Source organism: Serratia liquefaciens ATCC 27592 (assembly GCF_000422085.1).
In the GTDB taxonomy this organism is placed as follows: Bacteria; Pseudomonadota; Gammaproteobacteria; order Enterobacterales; family Enterobacteriaceae; genus Serratia; species Serratia liquefaciens.
In genome coordinates this window covers 3,848,108-3,869,631 of record NC_021741.1, presented here as the reverse complement: position 1 = coordinate 3,869,631, position 21,524 = coordinate 3,848,108, and the positions used below count along the sequence as shown (strand labels likewise).

23 protein-coding genes and 1 riboswitch are annotated in these 21,524 nt (G+C 54.5%); of the genes, 12 read left to right on the top strand and 11 right to left on the bottom strand.

Going from position 1 to position 21,524, the window contains the following annotated elements; genetic code table 11:
- Positions 1-14: 14 nt before the first annotated feature.
- The gene (locus tag M495_RS18125; RefSeq protein ID WP_020828131.1) at positions 15-1,796 is read right to left on the bottom strand and encodes a hybrid sensor histidine kinase/response regulator; all 1,782 of its coding nucleotides are present in this window, start codon (positions 1,794-1,796) and stop codon (positions 15-17) included.
- Positions 1,793-2,425, bottom strand: a complete 633-nt coding sequence (locus tag M495_RS18120; protein WP_020828130.1) for a response regulator transcription factor — start codon at positions 2,423-2,425, stop codon at positions 1,793-1,795. The genes M495_RS18125 and M495_RS18120 overlap by 4 nt, the downstream gene beginning before the upstream one ends.
- A gap of 178 nt (positions 2,426-2,603) precedes the next feature.
- On the opposite strand from M495_RS18120, the gene M495_RS18115 reads away from it, so the two are divergent.
- Positions 2,604-2,918 carry a lipoprotein gene (locus M495_RS18115; RefSeq protein WP_041414827.1) on the top strand — a complete coding sequence of 105 codons (315 nt, stop codon included), beginning with the start codon at positions 2,604-2,606 and terminating at the stop codon, positions 2,916-2,918.
- Between the two features lie 219 nt (positions 2,919-3,137).
- The gene (locus M495_RS18110; protein ID WP_020828128.1) at positions 3,138-6,206 is read left to right on the top strand and encodes an autotransporter outer membrane beta-barrel domain-containing protein; all 3,069 of its coding nucleotides are present in this window, start codon (positions 3,138-3,140) and stop codon (positions 6,204-6,206) included.
- 94 nt (positions 6,207-6,300) lie between these two features.
- Here M495_RS18110 and rluF read toward each other — a convergent pair whose 3' ends face one another.
- A complete protein-coding gene (gene rluF, locus M495_RS18105; protein ID WP_020828127.1) occupies positions 6,301-7,086 on the bottom strand; it encodes a 23S rRNA pseudouridine(2604) synthase RluF in 786 nt (261 codons plus the stop codon).
- A 166-nt stretch (positions 7,087-7,252) separates the two neighbouring features.
- Here rluF and M495_RS18100 point away from each other — a divergent pair, with 166 nt between their 5' ends.
- Together M495_RS18100 and M495_RS18095 are read left to right on the top strand one after the other, a co-directional pair.
- Positions 7,253-7,513 carry a type II toxin-antitoxin system Phd/YefM family antitoxin gene (locus tag M495_RS18100; RefSeq protein ID WP_041414825.1) on the top strand — a complete coding sequence of 87 codons (261 nt, stop codon included), beginning with the start codon at positions 7,253-7,255 and terminating at the stop codon, positions 7,511-7,513.
- Positions 7,514-7,819 carry a type II toxin-antitoxin system RelE/ParE family toxin gene (locus tag M495_RS18095; protein ID WP_020828125.1) on the top strand — a complete coding sequence of 102 codons (306 nt, stop codon included), beginning with the start codon at positions 7,514-7,516 and terminating at the stop codon, positions 7,817-7,819.
- A 17-nt stretch (positions 7,820-7,836) separates the two neighbouring features.
- Here the strand turns inward: M495_RS18095 and M495_RS18090 are convergent, their stop codons facing one another.
- Complete coding sequence (locus tag M495_RS18090; protein ID WP_020828124.1) at positions 7,837-8,286, bottom strand: winged helix-turn-helix transcriptional regulator; 450 nt, start codon at positions 8,284-8,286, stop codon at positions 7,837-7,839.
- A 93-nt stretch (positions 8,287-8,379) separates the two neighbouring features.
- Between M495_RS18090 and M495_RS18085 the strand changes: the two genes are divergently transcribed.
- From M495_RS18085 to M495_RS18070, 4 genes are all read left to right on the top strand, one after another.
- Positions 8,380-9,612: an MFS transporter gene (locus tag M495_RS18085; protein WP_020828123.1), complete on the top strand. Its 1,233-nt coding sequence runs from the start codon at positions 8,380-8,382 to the stop codon at positions 9,610-9,612.
- A gap of 195 nt (positions 9,613-9,807) precedes the next feature.
- On the top strand, positions 9,808-10,515 hold the full coding sequence (locus M495_RS18080) for a GntR family transcriptional regulator (protein WP_020828122.1): 708 nt from the start codon (positions 9,808-9,810) through the stop codon (positions 10,513-10,515).
- A 9-nt stretch (positions 10,516-10,524) separates the two neighbouring features.
- Positions 10,525-11,502: a sugar phosphate isomerase/epimerase family protein gene (locus M495_RS18075; protein ID WP_041414824.1), complete on the top strand. Its 978-nt coding sequence runs from the start codon at positions 10,525-10,527 to the stop codon at positions 11,500-11,502.
- 107 nt (positions 11,503-11,609) lie between these two features.
- Positions 11,610-12,875 (top strand): MFS transporter, encoded by a 1,266-nt coding sequence (locus M495_RS18070; protein ID WP_041414822.1) that lies wholly within the window; start codon positions 11,610-11,612, stop codon positions 12,873-12,875.
- Between the two features lie 46 nt (positions 12,876-12,921).
- Here M495_RS18070 and M495_RS18065 read toward each other — a convergent pair whose 3' ends face one another.
- Positions 12,922-13,347 (bottom strand): GNAT family N-acetyltransferase, encoded by a 426-nt coding sequence (locus M495_RS18065; RefSeq protein ID WP_020828118.1) that lies wholly within the window; start codon positions 13,345-13,347, stop codon positions 12,922-12,924.
- 68 nt (positions 13,348-13,415) lie between these two features.
- Positions 13,416-13,517: riboswitch (TPP riboswitch) on the top strand.
- Positions 13,518-13,553: 36 nt separating this feature from the next.
- On the opposite strand from M495_RS18065, the gene thiM reads away from it, so the two are divergent.
- From thiM to M495_RS18045, 4 genes are all read left to right on the top strand, one after another.
- Positions 13,554-14,348, top strand: a complete 795-nt coding sequence (gene thiM, locus M495_RS18060) for a hydroxyethylthiazole kinase (RefSeq protein WP_020828117.1) — start codon at positions 13,554-13,556, stop codon at positions 14,346-14,348.
- A complete protein-coding gene (gene thiD / locus M495_RS18055) occupies positions 14,345-15,145 on the top strand; it encodes a bifunctional hydroxymethylpyrimidine kinase/phosphomethylpyrimidine kinase (RefSeq protein ID WP_020828116.1) in 801 nt (266 codons plus the stop codon). The genes thiM and thiD overlap by 4 nt, the downstream gene beginning before the upstream one ends.
- A gap of 86 nt (positions 15,146-15,231) precedes the next feature.
- The gene (locus M495_RS18050; protein WP_020828115.1) at positions 15,232-15,690 is read left to right on the top strand and encodes an inhibitor of vertebrate lysozyme family protein; all 459 of its coding nucleotides are present in this window, start codon (positions 15,232-15,234) and stop codon (positions 15,688-15,690) included.
- A gap of 358 nt (positions 15,691-16,048) precedes the next feature.
- Entirely contained in the window at positions 16,049-17,083 is a 1,035-nt protein-coding gene (locus tag M495_RS18045; protein ID WP_041415591.1) for a methyltransferase, read from the top strand.
- 57 nt (positions 17,084-17,140) lie between these two features.
- On the opposite strand, the gene gutQ is transcribed toward M495_RS18045, so the two are convergent.
- From gutQ to srlE, 6 genes are all read right to left on the bottom strand, one after another.
- Positions 17,141-18,112 (bottom strand): arabinose-5-phosphate isomerase GutQ, encoded by a 972-nt coding sequence (gene gutQ, locus M495_RS18040; RefSeq protein ID WP_020828113.1) that lies wholly within the window; start codon positions 18,110-18,112, stop codon positions 17,141-17,143.
- On the bottom strand, positions 18,105-18,878 hold the full coding sequence (gene srlR, locus M495_RS18035) for a glucitol operon DNA-binding transcriptional repressor SrlR (RefSeq protein WP_020828112.1): 774 nt from the start codon (positions 18,876-18,878) through the stop codon (positions 18,105-18,107). Before srlR ends, gutQ begins: the two co-directional genes overlap by 8 nt.
- Before the next feature lie 83 nt (positions 18,879-18,961).
- A complete protein-coding gene (gene gutM / locus M495_RS18030) occupies positions 18,962-19,318 on the bottom strand; it encodes a transcriptional regulator GutM (RefSeq protein ID WP_020828111.1) in 357 nt (118 codons plus the stop codon).
- Positions 19,319-19,370: 52 nt separating this feature from the next.
- The gene (srlD, locus tag M495_RS18025) at positions 19,371-20,150 is read right to left on the bottom strand and encodes a sorbitol-6-phosphate dehydrogenase (RefSeq protein WP_020828110.1); all 780 of its coding nucleotides are present in this window, start codon (positions 20,148-20,150) and stop codon (positions 19,371-19,373) included.
- 10 nt (positions 20,151-20,160) lie between these two features.
- Positions 20,161-20,523: a PTS glucitol/sorbitol transporter subunit IIA gene (srlB, locus tag M495_RS18020; protein ID WP_020828109.1), complete on the bottom strand. Its 363-nt coding sequence runs from the start codon at positions 20,521-20,523 to the stop codon at positions 20,161-20,163.
- 22 nt (positions 20,524-20,545) lie between these two features.
- On the bottom strand, positions 20,546-21,523 hold the full coding sequence (gene srlE / locus M495_RS18015; RefSeq protein WP_020828108.1) for a PTS glucitol/sorbitol transporter subunit IIB: 978 nt from the start codon (positions 21,521-21,523) through the stop codon (positions 20,546-20,548).
- Position 21,524: the final 1 nt, after the last annotated feature.

Genomic DNA, 21,524 nt, shown 5'->3' with positions numbered 1-21,524 from the left:
AGGCCTGGCACCGGCTAGCAGGATGACCACTGCGACAGCAAGGCATGCAGCTTCGCAGGTTCCAGCGGCTTTCTTAATACCAGATAACCTTCCTGTTCGGCCTCTTGCAAAATGGGGGAGTTGAATTCCCCGCTGACCATGGCGCCGCTGGTGTTCGGCAGGCGTTCGAACAGCGCTTTCAATATATCGAAGCCGCTTTCACCGGAGCGAAGCCGTTGATCGCAAAGCACGGCGAAGGGGGTGAAGCCTGCGTCGATAATCGCAAAAGCCTCCTCGGCGGAAGCGGCGCAACGCACGGTGATCCCCCAGGTACTCATCAAACTCGACCAGGCGGAGGTGACCAGCGGATCATCATCAACCACCAGGCAGGCGCCGCTCAATGACTCATAGCGGGTAGGGATCTGGCTGTGGGTATAGGCGTTGAGGTTTTCTGGCGCTTTGACTTCGCCGGTATAGAGGGCAAAACGCATCCAGAAATGCGATCCCTTGCCCTCCACGGAGCGCATGCCGTATTTCACCTTCATCAATTTGGCGCAGCGGGCCACTACCGCAAGGCCTAACCCATGACCGGCGCTATCGATTTTCCACGCCAGTTCGGGACGATAGTAGGGGGAGAAGATTTTGCCTTTTTCTTCGTCGGCGATGCCCACGCCGGTGTCCCAGACTTCGATCAGGCATTCTCCCTTTTGTGGGCGGATGGCAATCAATACGCCGCCTTTCTGGGTGTAGCGCAGCGCATTTTGTATCAGGTTAATCAGCGATTGTCGGATGAGCAATTGATCGCCCATCACGGCAATGCGTCGCTTGGGGCGCCATGTCCGCAGGGATAATCCCCGGCTGTTCGCTTCTTCACGGAACAGGGTAATCACCGAGTCAAGCAGGGTTCCAATATCGACATGGGTGGTCGCCGTACTGACGTTGCCGGACTCAATCTTGCTGAGATCGAGCAAAGAATTGAACATCAGGTGCACGGAGCGCACGCTCTGCTGCAGATCCAACAGCTGGGGGGTTAAAGAGGCATCGCGATTTTTATGGATGATGGCCTCGATCAGGAAACCCATGGCATGTACCGGTTGGCGCAAGTCGTGACTGGCGGTGGTCAGAAACTGGTTTTTATCGAGCAGGGCTTGTTCCGCCTCCTCTTTGGCCTGGCGGAATTGCTCCGCAAGGCGAGAGCTCTTCTCTTCGAGACGGGCTTGCTGAATAAAAAACTGATGAGAACTCAATGCGTGGCGGTAGATGGCGAACCCGTAAAGCAGGTTGAGCATCAACACAATGAGCATGACGTCGTTTAAACGCCAAATGATGCCAACGTTAAGCATGCCCCAGCAGGCAAAGAAAAACAGGGTAAAGGTACTGATGATGGGCGTCAAATGGGTCGCGTTCGCCGCGACGATGGCCGCGATGCTGATATTTAATAACAGGAAAAAATCGAAATTATTTATTTGTGGGGTTATTAAATATAATGAGGATATACCTATCCCATGTACGAAGGCGACTTTGTTGATATGTGGGAGCCAGCGGTTAAGAATAACGCCAGCATCCTCTTTCTCCGCTTCGCGTTGATATCTTTGGTGCCATAATCGGATAGCCAAAGCGCAGAATAAATACACTATTATCCAGCTGATTATCGGCCACAGCGGTTCACCCAGTAAATAAATCCAAATAGCAAAGGGGATGCCGACGCAGGGCACAGCACTGAAACTAAAGACCAATCGAATAAACGTATTGTTCAATAATCGGATTTGCGCGTGCGACGAAATGCCATCATCTTGTAAAGATTTAAGTAGTTTCATTCGGACGGCCCCTGCCTGCCATGCAGTAACGTAATAGCTTCTACCCGACTGTTTACGCCTATTTTTTTAAGGATATTGCTGATGTGCTCTTTAACCGTAGGTTCGGAAATAGCAAGCTGAGAGGCTATTCTCTTATTGGGAAAACCGCGCATCATCATGGTCAAAACGTCAATTTGTCGCGGCGTTAAATTGAAGTTTTGAAGATGGTTTTTGGCACTGGAAGCCTCCAATAGATTATCCATAGGAAACCAGTTTTGATTTTCTAACAGCGCAGCAACGGCTTTGGCGAATAATTCTGGCGGCTCATTTTTGAGCACGAAACCATGGCCTCCGGCATCACGTACCTTTTGGCCTATTTCATTATTTTCATCGCCGCTGACCACTAATAATCTTACCTGTGGGTAAAGCTGTCTGATCTCTTTGAGTAATTTTAATGCCGTGCCGTCGGATAACCAAAAGTCGATGACGATTAAACGCGGGGCGCCATTTTCCAGAATATGTCGATAACAACTCTCCTCGTTTGTCATCACGTAGGCGTGTTTAAATCGACAGTGCGTATTCAGGAAATTGGCGATGCCACTTGCCACCAACGGATGGTCATCAACGACCAACGCATAATCCTGCCCCAAGGGTATCTCCTTTTGCTAAAACCTATCAGATTGGTCTGACGACTTGTTATTTTCTACCCTCCCTACTTTAGGAGGGTTTTTTCGGTTAGGAAAGGGAAATATATTATTCAGGGATTTTGATAAGGTAAAACATAAAGCCATTCAGCATTTGGAACTGTTTGGTTACAAAGGACAATTTATGAGAAAACCACTTATCGCATTAACCGTTACGCTTCTGGTAGCTGGCTGTTCCACATTGAAAACCGATCAGGCAATACCGCTGCTGCAGGCGGAAACGGCCAAAATGCTGGGCCTGGGTTCATCTGATGAAATTACCGTCACCAATGTTAATGGTGCCCAACCCGACGCCCTTGGCGGGCAAAAACTTTCTTACCGTGCCACTACGGAGAAAGGACGAATCTTTGACTGTTCCTCGATGATGATGCCGGGTATTTTAGGTTCAGCCCCGTCGTTAAGCACACCAAGCTGTACCCCGGTCGTTACGCATAAATAATTCACCTGACGCGTTTAGCGAGGGTGGATGATCAATACCGATCCGCAGTCCCCATAATTTTGGCATCGAGACGTTAGCGCTGGGGGGCAATAAGCTAGTGTCTCGATGACAAATCAGCCTGTGTTCTCGCACAACGCGCCGCGCATCCTCTAATGCATTGAGTTTTTCATATAAATAATAACTTTGATGGCATCAAGATAATTGGGCCGGAGAGAAAACATGAAAGATAAAACATCGCATAACTTAGCGGTAAGAAAACCGCTTTCGAAAGTTTACCTCGCACTTTTTTCCGCACCGTTGATATTGATTGGCCCAGCCGACGTGGCGCGTGCCGATGATGCTATTTTTGATGGTGAATCACGTATTACCGAATCTTTGACTTACACCGGGGATGTTTACGTCGGCCGTAATCAAAGCGGAAACCTGTTGATCGATAATGGCCAAATCAATGCCTATAACGTCAATATTGGCCGTCGTGCTAATGGCCAGATATACGAAAGCCTGGTCACGGTCAAAGGGCCGAATGCCGTATTAAATGCGATCAATGACCAATCCGTTATGCACGGCAGTCTGAATCTGGGGCTGGGGACGTTACGGGTAGAAGAGGGCGGATTGGCGACGGCGGAAGAGATTATCGTCGGCACCACCGGGGGGTATGACAGCCATCTTAATGTCAAAGGGGCCGGTTCCCAGGTGATCAGTGAGAGACTCGGTCTCGGCTTCGGACAGGGCGCACGTTCAACCTTGCTGATTGAAGATGGCGGGGTAGTGACCACCACGGCCGCCGCCAGAATCGACAGCGGTTTTCGCCCCGACGAGGCTGACAAGCTCAACCCCAAAGCCACGGTGACCGGTAATAACTCTCTGTGGAATATCACCCAGTCGCTCACCGCCAATGGCGATGTGGACGTGCTGAACGGCGGTGCGGTCAACGTTGGTAGCGCGGAGATTGCCGGTGTTTCAGGCTCAAGAAAAACCGCAGAGCTTTACATCGCCGGCAACGGCTCACGCTTTACCAGTGCGGGCAATGTCAACGTTGGGGATTATGGCAACGGGGTGCTGTCGGTTGTTGATGGCGGCTCATTCTCTGCCGGCAGCAACGAATTGCGGCTGGGGGATACCGGGTCCGGCTCTAACCGCGGCGCGTTGATTATCGGCAGCCGCGGCAACATGGATACCGGCACCGGCTTGACCGAACCTACGCTCGGCGCGGCGGGTGGTGCGGGTACTGTCGATGCCCAAACGGTGGTCAATCTGCGTGGCGGGTTGTTCGGCAGCTACGTTTACTTTAATCACAACTCAGATAACTACGACTTCCGCAACAAGATGGTCGGCGAAGGCGAAGTCATCAACACGGCCGGCCAGACGACGCTGAGCGGCGATCTGACTCAACTCCAGGCGAATGTCACCGCACGCGGCGGCAAAATCACCATCGCCAGCGACATCAATACGCAGCAAGAAGACAACGTTTTCGATGTGCAGACGCTGAGCGCCGAGAATGGCGGCACGCTGATCCTGAACGCCACTGCCGGTTCCGACGTCAGCAATGGTCTGGGTTACAGCAGCGCCGCGTCAATCAAAGCCGGCGGGACGCTGGGCGGCAACGGCACCTTGGGGCAGACTGAAATCCAGTCCGGCGGCCATATTTCCCCTGGCGACGGCAACATCGGTACCCTGACGCTGAAACGCTATCTGAATTTCCTGGGTGAATCCTTCTATGACGTCGATATCGCCGGTGATGGCAGCAGCGACAAACTGGTCGTTTCAGGCAAAACCACCATCAGCGATCAGGCCAAGGTGCAGGTGACCGCGTTGGATCCGCAAACCAGCTATCAAACTGGCCAAAGCTATCGCATTTTGACCTCGGATGGCGGGATTGACGGTCGGTTTGCTGAAGCCGTCTCAAAATCTGCATTTTTGGACGTTGCGCTTAACCACAGCACCAACGCCGTGGATCTGACGATTGCACAAAAGGACGGCAACCCAGGTGAGGGCGGCAACCCAGGTGAGGGCGGTAACCCAGGTGAGGGCGGTAACCCAGGTGAGGGCGGCAACCCAGGTGAGGGCGGCAACCCAGGTGAGGGCGGCAACCCAGGTGAGGGCGGCAACCCAGGTGAGGGCGGTAACCCAGGTGAAGGTGGTAACCCAGGCGAGGGCGGCAAGCCCGGTATTTTCCAGACGGTCGCGCAAACCAGCAACCAGTGGAATACCGCCGGTGCGCTCTCGACGTTAACGCAAAGCGGTCCTTCGCTGGCCTTGTATAACTCTGTGCTGCTGTTGAGCGCACCGGAAGCGCGCGAGGCGTTCAATCAACTGTCCGGTGAAGTTTATCCGTCCATTCAGTCTAACCTGATCGCCGGCAGTAGCATGCTGCTCAACGTGTTGAATCAGCGCATGCTTCGCGTATTTGATAATGATGCGCTGCCTGTTCCACCGATGGCGATGACGTTGGTTCAACCGGCTCAGGCTGAAAATAACGGCGTTTGGGGGCAGACGTTCGGCTCCTGGATGAGAAACAGCGGTAATGACAACGTTGGGAAATTGGACGGCCACACCAGCGGTTTCCTGTTGGGCGCCGATCGTAAACTCGCTGACCACAGTATCCGCGTTGGGGGATACGTAGGCTATAGCCGTGGCGACTATGATGTCGATAGCCGTCGCTCCAGTTCCGACAGCGATAATTACCACCTGGGTCTGTACGCTGCAGGGCAGCAGGATGCCTTCTCCCTGCGCGGTGCGCTGGGCTATACCTGGCACCGGCTCGAAAATGAGCGCAACGTTAATTTCGGCAATTACTCGGATCGGCTCAAGGCGGACTATGACGCAGACTCGCTGCTGGCGTTCACCGAAGCGGGTTACCGTTTTGGTCAGTTGGATGCGAATATCGAGCCATTCGTCAACCTGAGTTATATCCGTTTGCATACCGATAACTTCCAGGAGAAAGGCGGGGCAGCAGCGCTGAGCGTCCGTAATGAAACGATGAATACGTTCTATTCAACGCTGGGCGTGCGGGGATCTACCGAACTGCCGAAAAACGTCAGCCTTTACGGTTCATTAGGCTGGCAGCACGCTTACGGCGATAAAAATACGTCATCGCGCATGGCATTTGCCGGCAGCGACGCATTTATCACGCAGGGACAGGCGGTAGATGACAATTTGCTGGTGGCGGATGTGGGGGTGAGCGTGAAGCTGTCGCGTTCCACTACGTTGGCTCTCGGTTATCAGGGGCAGTACGGTTCTGATACCCAGGTCAATTCGGTCAATGCCAATATCAGATGGTCGTTCTGATTCACTGAGGAAAAGGGCCTTTGGTCTTGAGATGTCGTTGGGCAACTTGCAGTTTTACCTGGTTGCCTGGCGATATCTCTGCTCCAGAAAACCTTCACTCCGTGTCGAGATTTTCGCTGACATCAGGCGCTAGCGAAACGGGCAGGCGAACATCCTCGCAAGATGAGTGCTCAATCAGCTTAAACAGCACGTTCTTTTCGTCACCGGTCAAATCTCGCCATTCGCCCAGCGGCAATCCTGTCAGATCGACGTTCATAATGCGCACACGCTCAAGTTTGGTGACGTGATAACCAAAGTATTTGCTCATACGGCGGATTTGGCGGTTAAGGCCCTGAACCAGCGTGATGCGAAACATCTGCGGCGCGATTTTCTCCACCCGGCACTTTTTCGTCACCGTATCCAGGATGGGGACACCGGCGCTCATCCCCTGAATAAACGCGTCGGTCAGCGGCTTATCGACGGTAACCAGATACTCTTTTTCGTGGTTATTGCCGGCACGAAGGATCTTATTGACCAGTTCGCCGTGATTGGTCAGGAGAATTAGCCCCTGGGAATCTTTGTCCAGACGGCCTATAGGAAAGGTGCGTTTGCTGTGATTGACGAAATCACCGATGTTATTTTGCACGTGCTTTCCCATGCTGGTGATGATGCCGACCGGCTTGTTCAGCGCGATAAGCACCAAATCTTCCGCATTACGTGGCTCAATCCGCTGGCCGTTAACTAGCACCACGTCCCCGACAAATACCTGAGCGGCCACGGCGGCTACGTTGCCGTTGATGAAAACGTTGCCCTGTTTGATATGACGATCGGCACTGCGGCGTGAACAGATGCCGCTGTCGCTAATGTATTTATTAAGGCGAATGGATGATTGAGTCAGCATGATTTCCCCGTAAAACGCGGACTATACAGTAACCCTTGAGGCCTTGCGAAGGGGCATATGGGGTAATGCGTAAACCGAAAGATCGCCCCCAATAAAATCGTGTGAATAATTTTTGCTCAAGAAATCGAATGAGCGAATCGAACGATTCAGTCGAAAGGTAATGAAAATGCATATTCTGACAGCCAATGAAGCCAAAACCCAGTTTGGCGATTTGCTGCTTAAGGTTCCGGGTGAACCGGTGCAAATCACCCGTAATGGCAAGCCCGTTGCGGTTGTGGTGTCTGCCGAAGATTACGAGCAAATTGAAGCGATGAAACTCCAACTGTTACAAATGAAGATTCAGCGTTCCCAGCATGATATGGCGATCGGCAATACCGTTGATGGCGAGACGTTTTTCTCTGAACTGCTGGAGCAGAATAAAGGATAAATGGCCAGTTACCGACTGACCGGTGAGGCGCAAAGCGATATCCTGGAGATTCGCGACTACACATTGAGCAACTGGGGCATACAGCAATCCAGAGATTACCTTGTAAGACTGTGCCAAGGATTAACCAACCTGACGGAAATACCAGGCATTGGGCAGCATCGAGTCGAGGATCCAGGGAACGGTGTTTATAGCTTTCCCTACCTCAGCCATATGATTTATTACGCTACAGCAAACAGCGAAATTACCATTCTTGCAGTTTTGCACCAAAGCTGCGTTCCAGCCAAACATCTGTCTCAGCGGCTGTAGGTTCAACTAATGTGATTTTACTCTTCACCCACCTTTACCACCCGGGTATTCAGCGGTGTGAGCGTTTGCCCGACGCTGCCGGTCGGCGTCATGCGTGGGATCGGTTGGCCGCTGTCGCTTTCGACTAAGGTTGAATGCGCCTCTTGCTCGGCAAACAGATGGTCTTCCCCCCATTGGCGCAAGCCGACGATCACCGGGAACAAGGCTCGGCCCTTGTCGGTGAGAATATACTCTTGATAGGCGCTGCCGTCTGAGGCCGGTGCGATCTCCAGAATGCCCTGTGCCACCAGGGTGCGCAGACGGGTGGAAAGGATATTTTTCGCCATCCCCAGCCCCTTTTGGAATTCACTGAAGCGGCGCACGCCGTCGAACGCGTCGCGCACAATCAACAGTGACCACCAGTCGCCAATCACATCCAAAGTGCGTGCCACCGGGCACGGCGCATCTTCCAGGCTTTTACGTTTCACGTTATCCCTCCTGCCACACTATCTGGTTGCATTATAAAACCTCTGCGCGTAATGTCCATTGGGTTTAATAATGAAACCACTTTGGAGAAAACGATGAGTGACAAAACGCTGGATCCGATCTGCGTATCTCAGGCGGGGGGACTGAGTCGGCTGCCGGCTTCGCTGGTGTTGTTGCTGGCCGGCGCCAGCGCTTTTAGCGTGGCTAATGTCTATTACGCCCAGCCGTTGTTGGATGCCATAGCCCAGGAGTTTGCTATCAGCGTGGCGTCGGTGGGTATGGTGATCACCGCCACCCAGCTTGGTTGCGCGTTGGCGCTGGTATTGGTGGTCCCGCTGGGGGATCGCATTAATCGCCATCGGCTGTTAGCGGTACAGCAACTGTTGTTGATTGCCGCATTGTGTATGGTCGGTTGGGCAAACAGCAGCCTGCTTATGCTGATCGGCATGTTGCTGGTGGGATTATTGGGCACCGCCATGACACAGGGACTCATCGCTTTTGCCGCCACGCTGGCGGCACCTCATGAGCGTGGGCGGGTCGTGGGGGCGGCGCAGGGCGGTGTGGTGCTGGGTCTGCTATTGGCGAGAACCCTGTCCGGTGCGTTGGCAGACGCAGGAGGTTGGCGCACGGTGTATTTTTTTTCCGCCGGAGTGACGCTGATCTTGCTGCCGATTCTGGCACGTTTGCTGCCTGCGCCGAGCACGCCGCCTTCAACGCTTAGCTACACCGCCTTGCTGCGTTCGATGCTGACGCTGTTGCTGCGCGATCGCACGTTGCAAATTCGCGGCATGCTGGCGCTGTTGATGTTTGCGGCATTCAGCATCTTCTGGAGCGCATTGGTGCTGCCGCTGAGTCAGGCACCGTTCAACTTTTCGCATGCGGTGATTGGCGCCTTTGGCCTGGTGGGCGCGGTGGGGGCGCTGGCGGCGGTAAGAGCAGGGCACCTGGCGGACCGCGGCTTGGCGCAGGTGGCGAGCGGCATCTGTCTGCTGCTGTTGGTGCTGGCCTGGCTGCCGCTCGGCATGCTGGGTTATGGCCTGGGGTGGTTGATTATCGGCATTGTATTGCTCGATTTGGCAGGCCAAGCCATTCATGTGTTGAATCAGAGCCTGATTTTCAGCGCACATCCGCAGGCGCATAGCCGGTTAGTGGGCGTCTACATGCTGTTCTATGCCATTGGCAGTGGGCTCGGCGCTTTTGCCAGCACTCACGTATTTGCACTGGCTGGTTGGCAGGGGGTGTGCTGGCTGGGGGCGGGCGTCAGCTTTATTGCCCTGGTGTTCTGGGGCCTGACGCTGCGTGCGATGCCGATGGCATTGGGAAAATGACGGCGTTTTTGATTCTGCCTGGCCCCTTGCTTAATCCGCAGTAAGAGAGGACCGGAGGGGGGATCTTGCCCAAGGTTGCCAAGATCCCTTCTGTTCTGGGACCGAAGTCACACATAAAATCCAATACCCCCATTGTTTGTCATAATTCACCGCGATACTGTTGTGCAATCTGGTTTAAACCAATTAGGTATGGATATGGAAAACAGCTCAACCGTTGAATTGGCAAAGGCCAGGTTGAATGACTGGCTGAGCCTGGGGGCAATCGCCCCCGGTGACAAGCTTCCTTCGGAGCGAGAACTGGGAGAATTGCTGAACATCAAACGCATGACGTTACGTCAGGCGCTGTTGTTCCTGGAAAGCGAATCGAGGATCTTCCGCAAGGATCGACGGGGTTGGTTTGCGGCACTGCCGCGTTTTAACTACAACCCTAATTCCTCTACCAGTTTCAAACAGGCGGCTATCGAGCAGGGCCGTTGTCCCTCCTGGGACTATATGACCAAAGAGTGCGTATTGGCAGCTCCGGGGTTTATCAAAGAGTTATTGCAGGTCGACGCGGCGAGCGAGATCTACAAGATTTCTGGTTGGGGAGCGCTGGATAATCACATCGTGTTTTATCACGAAACCTTTATCAGCCCGCGAGTGGCACCCGGTTTTATCGAACGCCTGGGTGAGAACTCGTTTGCCGAGGTCTGGGAACAGGCTTATGGCACTTCCACGCGAACCCGTCATCTGGCCTTTAAACCCACTCGGTTATCCGGAGAGGCCTGCAAGGTGATGGGCGGAAACGCCAGCACGCCTGCGATTTTGGTCGAAAAGCATCGTGCCGATGCCGAACGCCGTATCGTGCAGGTGGATATCGAGCACTGGCGCTTCGAGTCGGTAGATTTCTTTATTAACTTATAGGTGAATATCATGGATCGCTTAACGGCGGAGAAAGTCCTTCTACGGGCGCATAACTTGCCCCTTTACCTGCATGCTTACGCCTTTCATCTCAATATGCGTATGGAGAAGATCCTGCCAGAGGATTTGCTGAGCATCGCCCATCAGCAGCGGTTGCGAGGGGTGAAGGTGCATGTGCTGGATGGGGAAAGTCAGGCGCTTTGCCATGCTGATGATGCCCGGCTGCGCCGGTTTGGCGAACAGGCTCGGCGCTATGGATTGGATATTCATATCGAAACCAGTGCCTCCGACTCGCAAACTATCGATCAGGCGGTGAATATCGCGCTGAAATGTGGGGCCAGCTCAGTGCGTTTTTATCCGCGCTATCAGGGCCCTTTGCAAGAGGTGTTGGCGCGTATCGGTGCGGATATTCAGTACATCAAACAGCGTTATCAACACAGCGGTCTGAGTTTTACTCTGGAACAGCATGAAGATCTCAAGAGCCATGAATTGGTCAGCCTGGTCCGGGCGGCAGATTTCCCTCAGCTTTCCCTGCTGTTTGATTTCGCCAACATGATTAACGCCAATGAAGAGCCGCTGCCGGCACTGGCGGCAATGAGTGGGGAAATCACTCAGGTGCATATCAAGGACGCAATTATTGTGCGAGAGAACAAGGGGATGGGGCATCGTGCCTGTATTTCCGGACAGGGAGATCTGCCATTCCGAGAACTGTTATTGGGGCTGATCTGTCTGGGTGAAGATCAACCGCAGGTCACCGCCTACGGGCTGGAAGAAGAGGTGGATTATTACGCACCGCCGTTTCGTTTCAGCGACGAAGGGAATAATCCACCCATTCCATGGCGAGAAATGAGTGAAACAGCGTTACCGGAGCAAGGGTTGGAAGCGCGATTAAAGAAAGAATCTCAAGATGCTTTAAATCAAATTCACTATGTTCGCACCATCATTGACAGTTTAACGCAGCAAGCTCAGGAACTGCTAAATCCGGCATAATATAAAAATAAATCTATAAATCACATATTCTCGCTGATGAGCGATCAACGCTCGCCTCATTATCGGGTAAACAACACCGCTTATTAATTATTGGCTGTGAGGGGACTATGTTAACTAAAAAAAGATGGGCATTATTTAGCTTGTTGGTTTTATGTGGAGGGACAATCTATAAATTGCCTTCCCTTAAAGATGCTTTTTATGTTCCGATGCAACAGTATTTTCACTTGAGTAACGGCGAAATAGGCAATGCCATGTCGGTTAACTCGATTGTGACGACCATTGGCTTCTTCTTATCAATCTATTTTTCCGATCGTCTGCCGCGACGTTTTACCATGTCGTTTTCGCTGATTGCTACTGGCTTGCTTGGCATCTACCTGTCCAGCATGCCGGGGTACTGGGGCATACTGTTCGTCTGGGCGCTGTTCGGCGTGACCTGTGACATGCTGAATTGGCCGGTGCTGCTCAAATCGGTGAGTATGCTGGGGGATAATACTCAGCAGGGGCGGTTGTTCGGCTTTTTTGAAACCGGGCGCGGGGTTGTCGACACGGTGGTTGCCTTTTCTGCGCTGGCGCTGTTTACCGCATTTGGTAGCGGCTACCTGGGTTTTAAAGTCGGCATATTGTTTTATTCGGCCATCGCCATTTGCGTAGGGATTATTATTCTGTTGGTGATGAAAGAAAGCCCAGAGGAAAAGTTACCCGCTAAAGAACAAACCCCTGTCAATAAAAAGCCTGGCATGGGCAGCGTATTGAAAAACAAAACGGTATGGCTGATTGCCTTCAGCGTTTTCTGTGTTTACGCGGTGTATTGCGGATTGACGTTCTTTATTCCTTTCCTGAGTCATGTCTATGCGCTGCCGATTGCACTGGTGGGTGCTTACGGGATCATTAATCAATACTGCTTAAAAATGGTGGGTGGACCGATTGGTGGTCTCATTGCCGATAAAGTATTAAAGTCTCCCAGCAAGTATTTATTCTATACCTTTATTATCAGCGCCATTGCGCTGGCGCTATTGATCCTGTTACCGCATGAACAAATGCCGGTTTACTTGGGCATGGCCTGTACGCTGGGATTTGGTGCTGTGATCTTTACCCAGAGAGCGGTGTTCTTTGCCCCCATCGGTGAGGCCGGCATTGACGAAGAACATACCGGTGCGGCTATGGCGCTGGGCAGCTTTATCGGTTATGCCCCGGCGATGTTCTGTTTTAGCCTGTACGGTCATATTCTCGATGCCTTCCCAGGACTGACCGGTTACAAGATTGTTTTCGGGCTGATGGGTATGTTTGCCTGTGCCGGGATCATAGTGTCGGGGCTGTTGGTCAGAAATATCCGCGCACGCGCAAAACTGACCCCGGCAGCTTCTGTCGCCTGAGCCGGGGGCTTTAATGAACGGGCACGGTTTGCGCTGTGCCCTTATTTTATTTTGCCGGGGAATGCAGCAGGTAATATTCTTCCCCGCCGTCATTGCCGGTAGTGATGATTCGCCAACCGTGCTTGTGGTAGAACGCCAGCGCCTTCTCATTCTTCACCAGGCATTTCAGCGAACCGGTGGCGGTAAAGGTCTGTTCTGCCGCTTGTAACAGAGCGCTGCCGACGCCGAGCGGCGGCAGATGCGGATCGACATACAGGTTGTGAATAAAGTTGTCCTGGCGATAAATCGACACAAATCCCAGCCGCTTCCCCTGATCTTCCGCCACCCAAATATCTTCGCCCAGCGTTGAGCGATCGAAATCCTCCAGCCGGTAATCTTCGGTATCGCGCCACGTAAATGCCGCTTTGCGCGAAGCCAGATACAGGGTGCGCAGGAAGGGGCGATCGGCCTCTTGGTATTTTCTTATCTGCATGGCGCCTCCTTTTTATTTTTTGACACTATAGCGCGATTGACCTCACCGGCGGCAACCCCAATAATGACCGTCTTGACTCGGGGTGCCCTGCGCGATGTGCGGTGGCTGAGATTTTACCCGTATTACCTGATCTGGATTATGCCAGCGTAGGGAAGTCTCGGTGCCCCAACCGGTACCCGCCTTCTTGAACGCCGGTTGGGAGGAATATGCTCGCTCGACCTGATGTTTTCCCCGGCGCCCGCGCCGCGGCCTGTTTGACTCAATTTAAACGCCAATCGCCCCTGATCCATTGCCTGACCAACGAAGTGGTGCAGGAACTGACGGCTAACGTCCTGTTGGCGCTCGGCGCTTCGCCGGCGATGGTGGTGGAACCGACCGAAGCGGCGCAATTCAGCCGACTGGCGGATGCGGTGCTGATCAACGTTGGCACCCTCAATGCATCACGCGCTGAATCCATGTTAGCCGCGGTGGAAGCTGCCAACGTGGCACAAACCCCCTGGACGCTGGATCCGGTAGCGGTCGGCGGGTTGGTCTATCGCACCGCGTTTGCCCATCGCTTGTTGGGTGAGAAGCCGGCGGCGATCCGCGGTAACGCTTCTGAAATCATGGCGCTGAGTGGTCTGCAGGCTAACGGACGTGGCGTAGACAGTGCAGACGACTCGCTGGCGGCATTGCCGGCGGCGCGCGAATTGGCGCGCAACAGCGGTGCGGTAGTGGCAGTAACCGGCGTTGTTGATTACATCACCGATGGCCAGCGTGACTGGGCAGTCACCGGCGGCGATGTGCTGATGACGCGGGTGGTCGGTACCGGTTGTGCACTTTCTGCGGTGGTGGCGGCGTTTTGCAGTTTACCGGGCGATCGGCTCGATAACGTGGCGACCGCCTGCCGGGTGATGTCGCTTTGCGGTGAACGGGCCACGCGCCGTGCCGCCGGGCCGGGCAGTTTCACCCCGGCGTTCCTCGACGCACTGTATCAACTGCGCCCGGAGGAACTGCAATGAAACGCATTAACGCACTGACAATTGCCGGGACCGATCCGAGCGGCGGCGCCGGCATTCAGGCCGATCTAAAAGCTTTTTCTGCGTTGGGGGCCTATGGTGCCTCGGTGATTACCGCGCTGGTGGCGCAAAACACCCGTGGTGTGCAGTCGGTCTACAACATAGATCCGGCCTTTGTCGCCGCTCAGCTGGATTCCGTCTTCAGCGACCTGCGTATCGACAGCACCAAGATTGGCATGTTGGCCAACGCCGATATTGTGCAGGCGGTGGCGGAGCGTTTGCGCCATTATCAGCCGTCGTTTGTGGTACTGGATACCGTGATGCTGGCAAAAAGCGGCGATCCGCTGCTGGCGCCGGAGGCGGTGGATTCGATCCGTCGTGAATTGTTGCCGCTGGTGTCGATCATCACGCCGAACCTGCCGGAGGCGGCGGCGCTGCTGGCGTGCGCCCCGGCGGAAAATGAGCGCCAGATGCGCGAGCAGGGCCGGGCGCTCCTGGCGATGGGGTGTCAGGCGGTGTTGATGAAAGGGGGTCACCTTAGCGAAAGCGAAAGTCCGGATTGGCTGTTTACGGCCGAGCAGGAGCTGCGCTTTACCGCGCCGCGCGTGGCGACCCGACATACTCACGGCACCGGCTGTACGCTGTCTGCCGCCCTGGCGGCGCTGCGACCGCGTCACAACGACTGGGCCGGAACGGTCGCTGCCGCCAAGGACTATTTGCAACAGGCCCTGCTGCAGGCGGATACCCTGGAAGTGGGGCACGGTATTGGGCCGGTACATCATTTTCATGCCTGGTGGTAAGTCAACTTTTTGCTACCCTTGTGGTCTGACTAGATCCAGACCCGGCTTGGGCCGGGTGCAACCGAATTTTTTCTAGGGAGAAGGCCATGACAGGACAAAACGCACTTCGCGGCGCCATCTTCGGCGCGTTACTCAGCTTCAGCGTGGGTGGTTTCGCTCAGCAGATCGTCACCACCTCGGACGTGATCCAACAGCCGGGTTACCAGACCAGTTGGCAAAATATGGTCAAAGGGCAGGCTCGCTTGCCGGGTTGGGCGCGCAAGGGGATGGGAACCTCCACGCCGGCGCAGAGCCTGAGCTGGAAAGGGCAGAACTATCTGGTGGGCAATCTGTGCAAGCCGCATGACTGCGCCAACAACTTTATGATAGTGGCGTTTAAGGAAGACAAATCACAGGCCTGGGCCGTGCGCGTTGAGGTGGCGGATAAGCCGGAAGCGGTTGACCATCCGAAGAAATACGCCAAATACCAATGGATGGGTAAACCGAACGACGATATGAAGGCGTTGCTGAAACAACAGTTTGAGAATAATCCCGACTGGAAATAATCAGTTTTCGGCTGAATGCAGATGCCTTCAGCCGAATTTTTAAGGTATGTGTCTATTATTGAAATGAAATTTATATAAAATAAATCCTAGTTAGGAATATATTGCTTCATCATGAATTGATTATCTAATTGTATCTATGCTTTATCATTTTGTTTTTCCTGTTATATATATTCCTTTGTCATTTAATTGGTTGCATGATTTATGGTTATTTTTGCCTGATAACCTTGTTGGATTTATGGTTTTATTTTATTTAGTGTCTATGATCTTGTTTGGCGAATTTATTTCACCTGAAATAAATAATCATTGTTAATTTTGCAATGGTGTCTGGGGTTAAATATCCAAACGGAGCATTATGATCATGGCAACTAATCACGTCACTCTTTCTGAAGATGAAAAAGCCTCTTTGTATTTGTTGGATCAAACGATGGGATTCACCGTGCAGGCCGCCTTGCGGGCTGCGGCTGAGCTGTGCGTGGCCGATCATCTGATCGACGGCCCCAAAACGGCCCAGGAGCTGGCAAGGAAGCTGGAAGTAAATAGCAGAATGCTGCATCGGGTCTTGAGTATTCTGGCATCGCGCAATATTTTTTCCGCGTCCGAAGACGGACGTTTCTCGCTTAACCCGGTAGCGCAATATTTACGTTCAGACTTGCCGGATTCACTGCGCGGCGGTGTAATGATGCTGACGGATGAAACAATGTGGCGTCCGTTGGGAAAATTGGCGGCAACGTTACGCGGCGAACCGGTATTTAAACAAATATTCGGCATGCCATTCTATGATTATTGGTCGCAAGAGGATATTCCTGACGCGGAAAATGATTTTCATATCGGCATGGCATCGATGTCGGCGTTGGAAAATAAAATTTTGATGCGCAGTTATAAATTCCCCGAGCATTCTACGGTGGTAGATATCGCCGGGGGATTTGGCGGATTGTTGCTGAGCGTATTACGCGCCAATCCGACGGTTAAAGGCATTCTTTTTGACCAACCGCAGGTATTGCCAAGAAACCGCCTTGGTGAGTTGGGTGATGATTCGCGTTGGGAAACCTGCGCGGGCAGTTTCTTTGAAGCTTGTCCGACGGCAGACTTTTATCTGTTGAAATTTATCGTAATGGACTGGGCCGATGAGCCGGCCAGTTGCATATTACGCACCTGTCGTAATGCGATGCACCCGCAATCGAAGCTATTGCTTATTGAACCTGTAATAGTGCCGAATAACACCGCCTGGGACAGCTGCCGGGAGCTTGATTTGGTTCTGATGGGCAGTTTTGACGGTGGGCAGGTGCGCACCGAAGAAGAACTGAAGGCGCTGTTAGCCAGCGCCGACCTGAAGCTGAACCGGATTATCGATACCGGTTGTTATTTGTCGATCGTCGAGGCTGTACCGAATTGATACCCGAGATGAATAGGCAAGGAGGAACCCGCATTGCTGCGGGTTTCTTCAGTTTAATTAGCCGATCCCGGCCTGATGCAAGTCGTGCAGGTTGATCGCGCCGACCAGCACGCCGTCCAGATTGACCACCGGTGCGGCACTGATATGCTGTTCATGCAAAGCTTCCAGGGCTTCCCCTGCGCGCCACTGCTCCGGCAAGCGATAGCCAGGGCGGGTAATGGCCGGGCTCAACGCATCCTGCAGGCTATTGCCTTTTACCAGCCAGCGGCGCAGGTCGCCATCGGTAAATACCCCCACCACTTTCTGCTGTGCATCGCACACCGCGACTAACCCCAGCCCGGTGCGGCTCAGTTCGAGCATGGCTTCCATCACGTTGGCGCTTTCACTGACTTTCGGCAGACGATCGCCGGTGCGCATCAGATGATGCACCCGGTTGAGCAAGCGCGCACCCAGGCTGCCGCCCGGATGTGAACGGGCAAAGTCTTCGGCGTTGAAACCGCGCTGGCGCATTAAAGCCATTGCCAATGCGTCGCCCATCATCAGCGTATTGACCGCGCTGGAGGTCGGCGCCAAACCCATCGGGCAAGCCTCGCGTTCGACGCTGATGTCCAGCATGCAGGCCGCAGCCAACGCCAGAGGTGACTCTTTGCCGCCGGTGATGGCAATCACCGGGATGTTATTTTCCGCCAGCAACGGCAGGATTAAATCCAGCTCTTTGGCGCGGCCGGAATAAGAGATAAACACCACCACGTCGTCGGCGCCAATCATGCCGAGATCGCCATGCAGTGCTTCTGCCGGGTGCACGAAGAACGACGGAGTGCCGGTACTGGCCAGCGAGGCGGCAATTTTTTTACCGATGTGGCCGGACTTGCCGATGCCGGAAATCACCGCCTTGCCCCGGCAGTTCAGCAGCAGTTCGCAGGCGCAGACGAAATTATCGTCCAGTCGCGCCAGCAGGCGTTGTGCTTCAGTCAGCTCAATTTCCAGCGTTTCGCGGGCAAAGGCCAGCAGGGCAGCGGCGTTACTCATCAAAATCTCCTACCAGAATGATATTGATCCCTTTCGCCTGCAATGCGGCGAGGTAATCCGGATTGATGTTTTTATCGGTGATCAGGGTATCCACGGCGCTCAGGTCGCAGACCACGTTCGGGCTTTTGCGGCCGAACTTTGACGAGTCCACCAGCAGGATAATGCGGCTGGCGGCTTCGCACATCGCCTTGCTGACGTTGTGCACTTCGTTAAAGGTGGTGACACCGGCATTAAGGTCCACGCCGTCCGCCCCGATAAACAGTTTGTCGAAGCTGAACTGCTGGAAAGCCGATTCCGCCAGGCTGCCGTGAAAGGACGCCGACTTTTTGCGATAGGTGCCGCCGGGCATCAGGATGGTTTGGTCGTTATCCAGCTCCACCAGCGCATTGACGATGTGCAGGCTATTGGTCATGACCGTGATGTTATTGAACTGCGCCAGATGCGGCACCATTTGCAGCACGGTGCTGCCGGCGTCGAAAATCAGCGAGTCGCCGTCGTTGATAAGCCCGATGGCGGCATAGGCGATCTGGCGTTTCTTTTCGGTATTGATATGGGTTTTGCGGTCGATAGGCTGATCGCCATCGTCGCGGCTGAGCACCACGCCGCCATAAGTGCGGATCACTTCACCTTCCTCTTCCAGCAGGGTGAGATCCTTGCGGATGGTGGTGCCGGTGGTGGCAAAGTGCGCTGCCAGGGCATCCACTGCCGTTTTGCCATGCCGCTGCAGATATTCAAGGATAGCGGCCTGCCGCTGCTTTGGTTTCATAGCCCGTCCTGTTCACAAGAGTTGCGCATTTCCCTTCGGCTAACAATTCAATATGAAAGGTAATGTCTTTTAATGTGAAAATATCATGATTTAGGGGCAATCGCTAACGATAGTGCAGTCTGGCATGCGGGATCCTCGGGGAAGATCACATCCGGGCGAAGATCGCGCTGATGCAGGCCGTGCAGCCGGGCGATAGGTTTCGGTTGGGCAAAAATGGTCAGGCCGCGCATTAACATGCTGCCGCAAACCCGCCGCTCGGAATCAAAGGCCAGCGCCAGCACCACCCGGGGTTGAAAGCGCCCGCCGGAACGCCCGACACCGACGGCACCCAGTCGGCACAGGCCGTCGAAGGCACGGTTGAAACGTTGGATCTGCCACCAGCCGAGGGCGATTTGCAGTAGCCAGGCCATAACTGCGAAGGTGATCAATGCCTGAGTCATATAGCCTCCTGTTTGTTTTCCCTCTCCCGAAGGAGAGGGAGCGTTGACAAGATCAGAACATCACCTGACCGCCGGTAATGTTGATCGACTGGCCGGTGCAGTAAGAAGCCTTATCGCTGGCGTAAAACAGCAGGGTATTGAGCACGTCCTGATAGTCACATCCGCGTTTCAGCGGCACCTTGTCGGTGTAATACTTTTCAACCTGATCCGGCGCGATCCCCAGTTTTTGTGCGTACTGCGGCAGCAGCGACTGGAACATCGGCGACTTCAACAGGTTGCCCAGCATCAAGGAATGCACGGTAATGCCGTATTCCGCCAGATCGAGCGCCAACGACTGTGTCAGCCCCACGCCGCCGAACTTGGCGGCGCTGTAGCCCGAGTTGTGCTTGCTGCCGACCTTGCCGGATTTAGAGTTGATCTGAATGATACGTCCGGCAATGCCGTCGCGGATCATCAGGCGAGAAAACTCGCGGGCACAGAGAAAATAGCCCACCAGATTGACCTGCAGCGAGCGGTCGAAATCCCCCAGCGGGAAATCGGTGATCGGTGCCGCCTTGGCGATACCGGCGCTGTACACCAGCAGGTTGGCCGGGCCGAATTCATCGTCAACCGCTGCCGCCAGCGCAATCACGCTTTGTTCGTCGGTGGCGTCGGCCTGGAAACCACGCGCGCTGCCCGCGCCGTATTGGTCGTTAATCTGTTGTGCTACCTGCCGGGCGTTATCCGCGTTTAAATCGGCGACCGCCACGCGATAGCCCGCCTGCGCCAGACCCTGGCACAGAAATGCACCCAACGTTTGGCCACCGCCAATCACTACAGCTACTTCAGACATGGTTTACTCCTTATGCGATAAATTTCAGCGTGCTGCCCAGTGGGATATCCGCCGGCGTGGTGCCGGATACGTGGATCGAACCGGGGAATTCGGCCTGCGGCTCTCCGTCGAAACGTACGGTGAGGTGACCCAATTCACGCAGGTTTTGAGTGGCGACGTCACCGACGGCGGTGATTGGATAACGTTGCTCTGCCAGCTCCATCCACCCCCCGGCCTGCAATTCACCGGAAGTGTTGCCGTGCTGGTGGATGAAACAGAATTCTTCGATGTCTGCCGGTGCGCCTTCACGGAAGGTGATCAACATGTCATCTTGCAGCGCCTCGCGGGCGCAGTCGCCAATCTGGGTGATGATGGTCTGGAAAATGGTATTCATAACGGCTCCCTGGCAAACGAAGTTATTGGTAGATGAAGGCGGATGCGGCCCAGGCGATCAGCACCGTCGGTGCGCCGGTCAGGAAACGTCCGACCAATACCGAAGGAACGCCGACCCTAACCGTGTCCTGCTTGGCCTCCGCCAGCGACAGGCCGACGGGAATAAAGTCACAGGCGGCCTGCGCGTTAATCGCGAACAGCGCGGGCAGCGCCAGCTGCGGCGGAATATGGCCGAGGCCTATCTGCACCCCGACCAGCACGCCGATCACCTGAGCGATCACCGCGCCAGGGCCGAGGAACGGCGACAGCAGTGGGAAGGAGCAGATCAGCGCCAGCGTCACCAACCCAATCGGGCTGTTGGCCAATGGCGTCAGGCCATGGGCGATAAAATCCCCCAGGCCGGAAGCCATGATGATGCCGATCAGCGCCGAGACGAACGCCATAAACGGCAGTATGGTCTTCAGCACCGTGTCGATGGTGTCGCGCCCGGCCTGGAAGAACACCGCCACCACCGATCCCATGCCCATACCCACTTTGGCCAACAGGCCGTCGCTCTGCTCGGTGATTTTTTTGCTGGTGTCGTAATCCCGTCCCTTGGGTTGCGACGTGGCTGTCGGGATCTGATCGGTAGCCGCTTCCACCCGGCTGATGTTGCTATCACGCACGCCGGAGACGTAAATATCCTCGAGGATAAACTTCGCCAACGGGCCGGATTGGCCGGTAGCGTGAATGTTGACCGTCGGAATACGGCGCTTCGGGTACAGGCCGCAGCGCAGGGTACCGCCGCAGTCGATCACCATGACGCCAATTTCGTCTGCCGGCGGTTCGCCTTCTTTAAAGCCATCGACGGCAGGCCAGCCGGTCAGTTCGCTAATCCGGTCGACGATCGATGGGCGGGTACCGGCAGTGATGTACACCACTTTTTTGCCAGGTTCGATCGGCAACGTTAATGGGCCACCCCAGCCGCTGGCGCCTTTCTCAATACGGATATAAGCACTCATG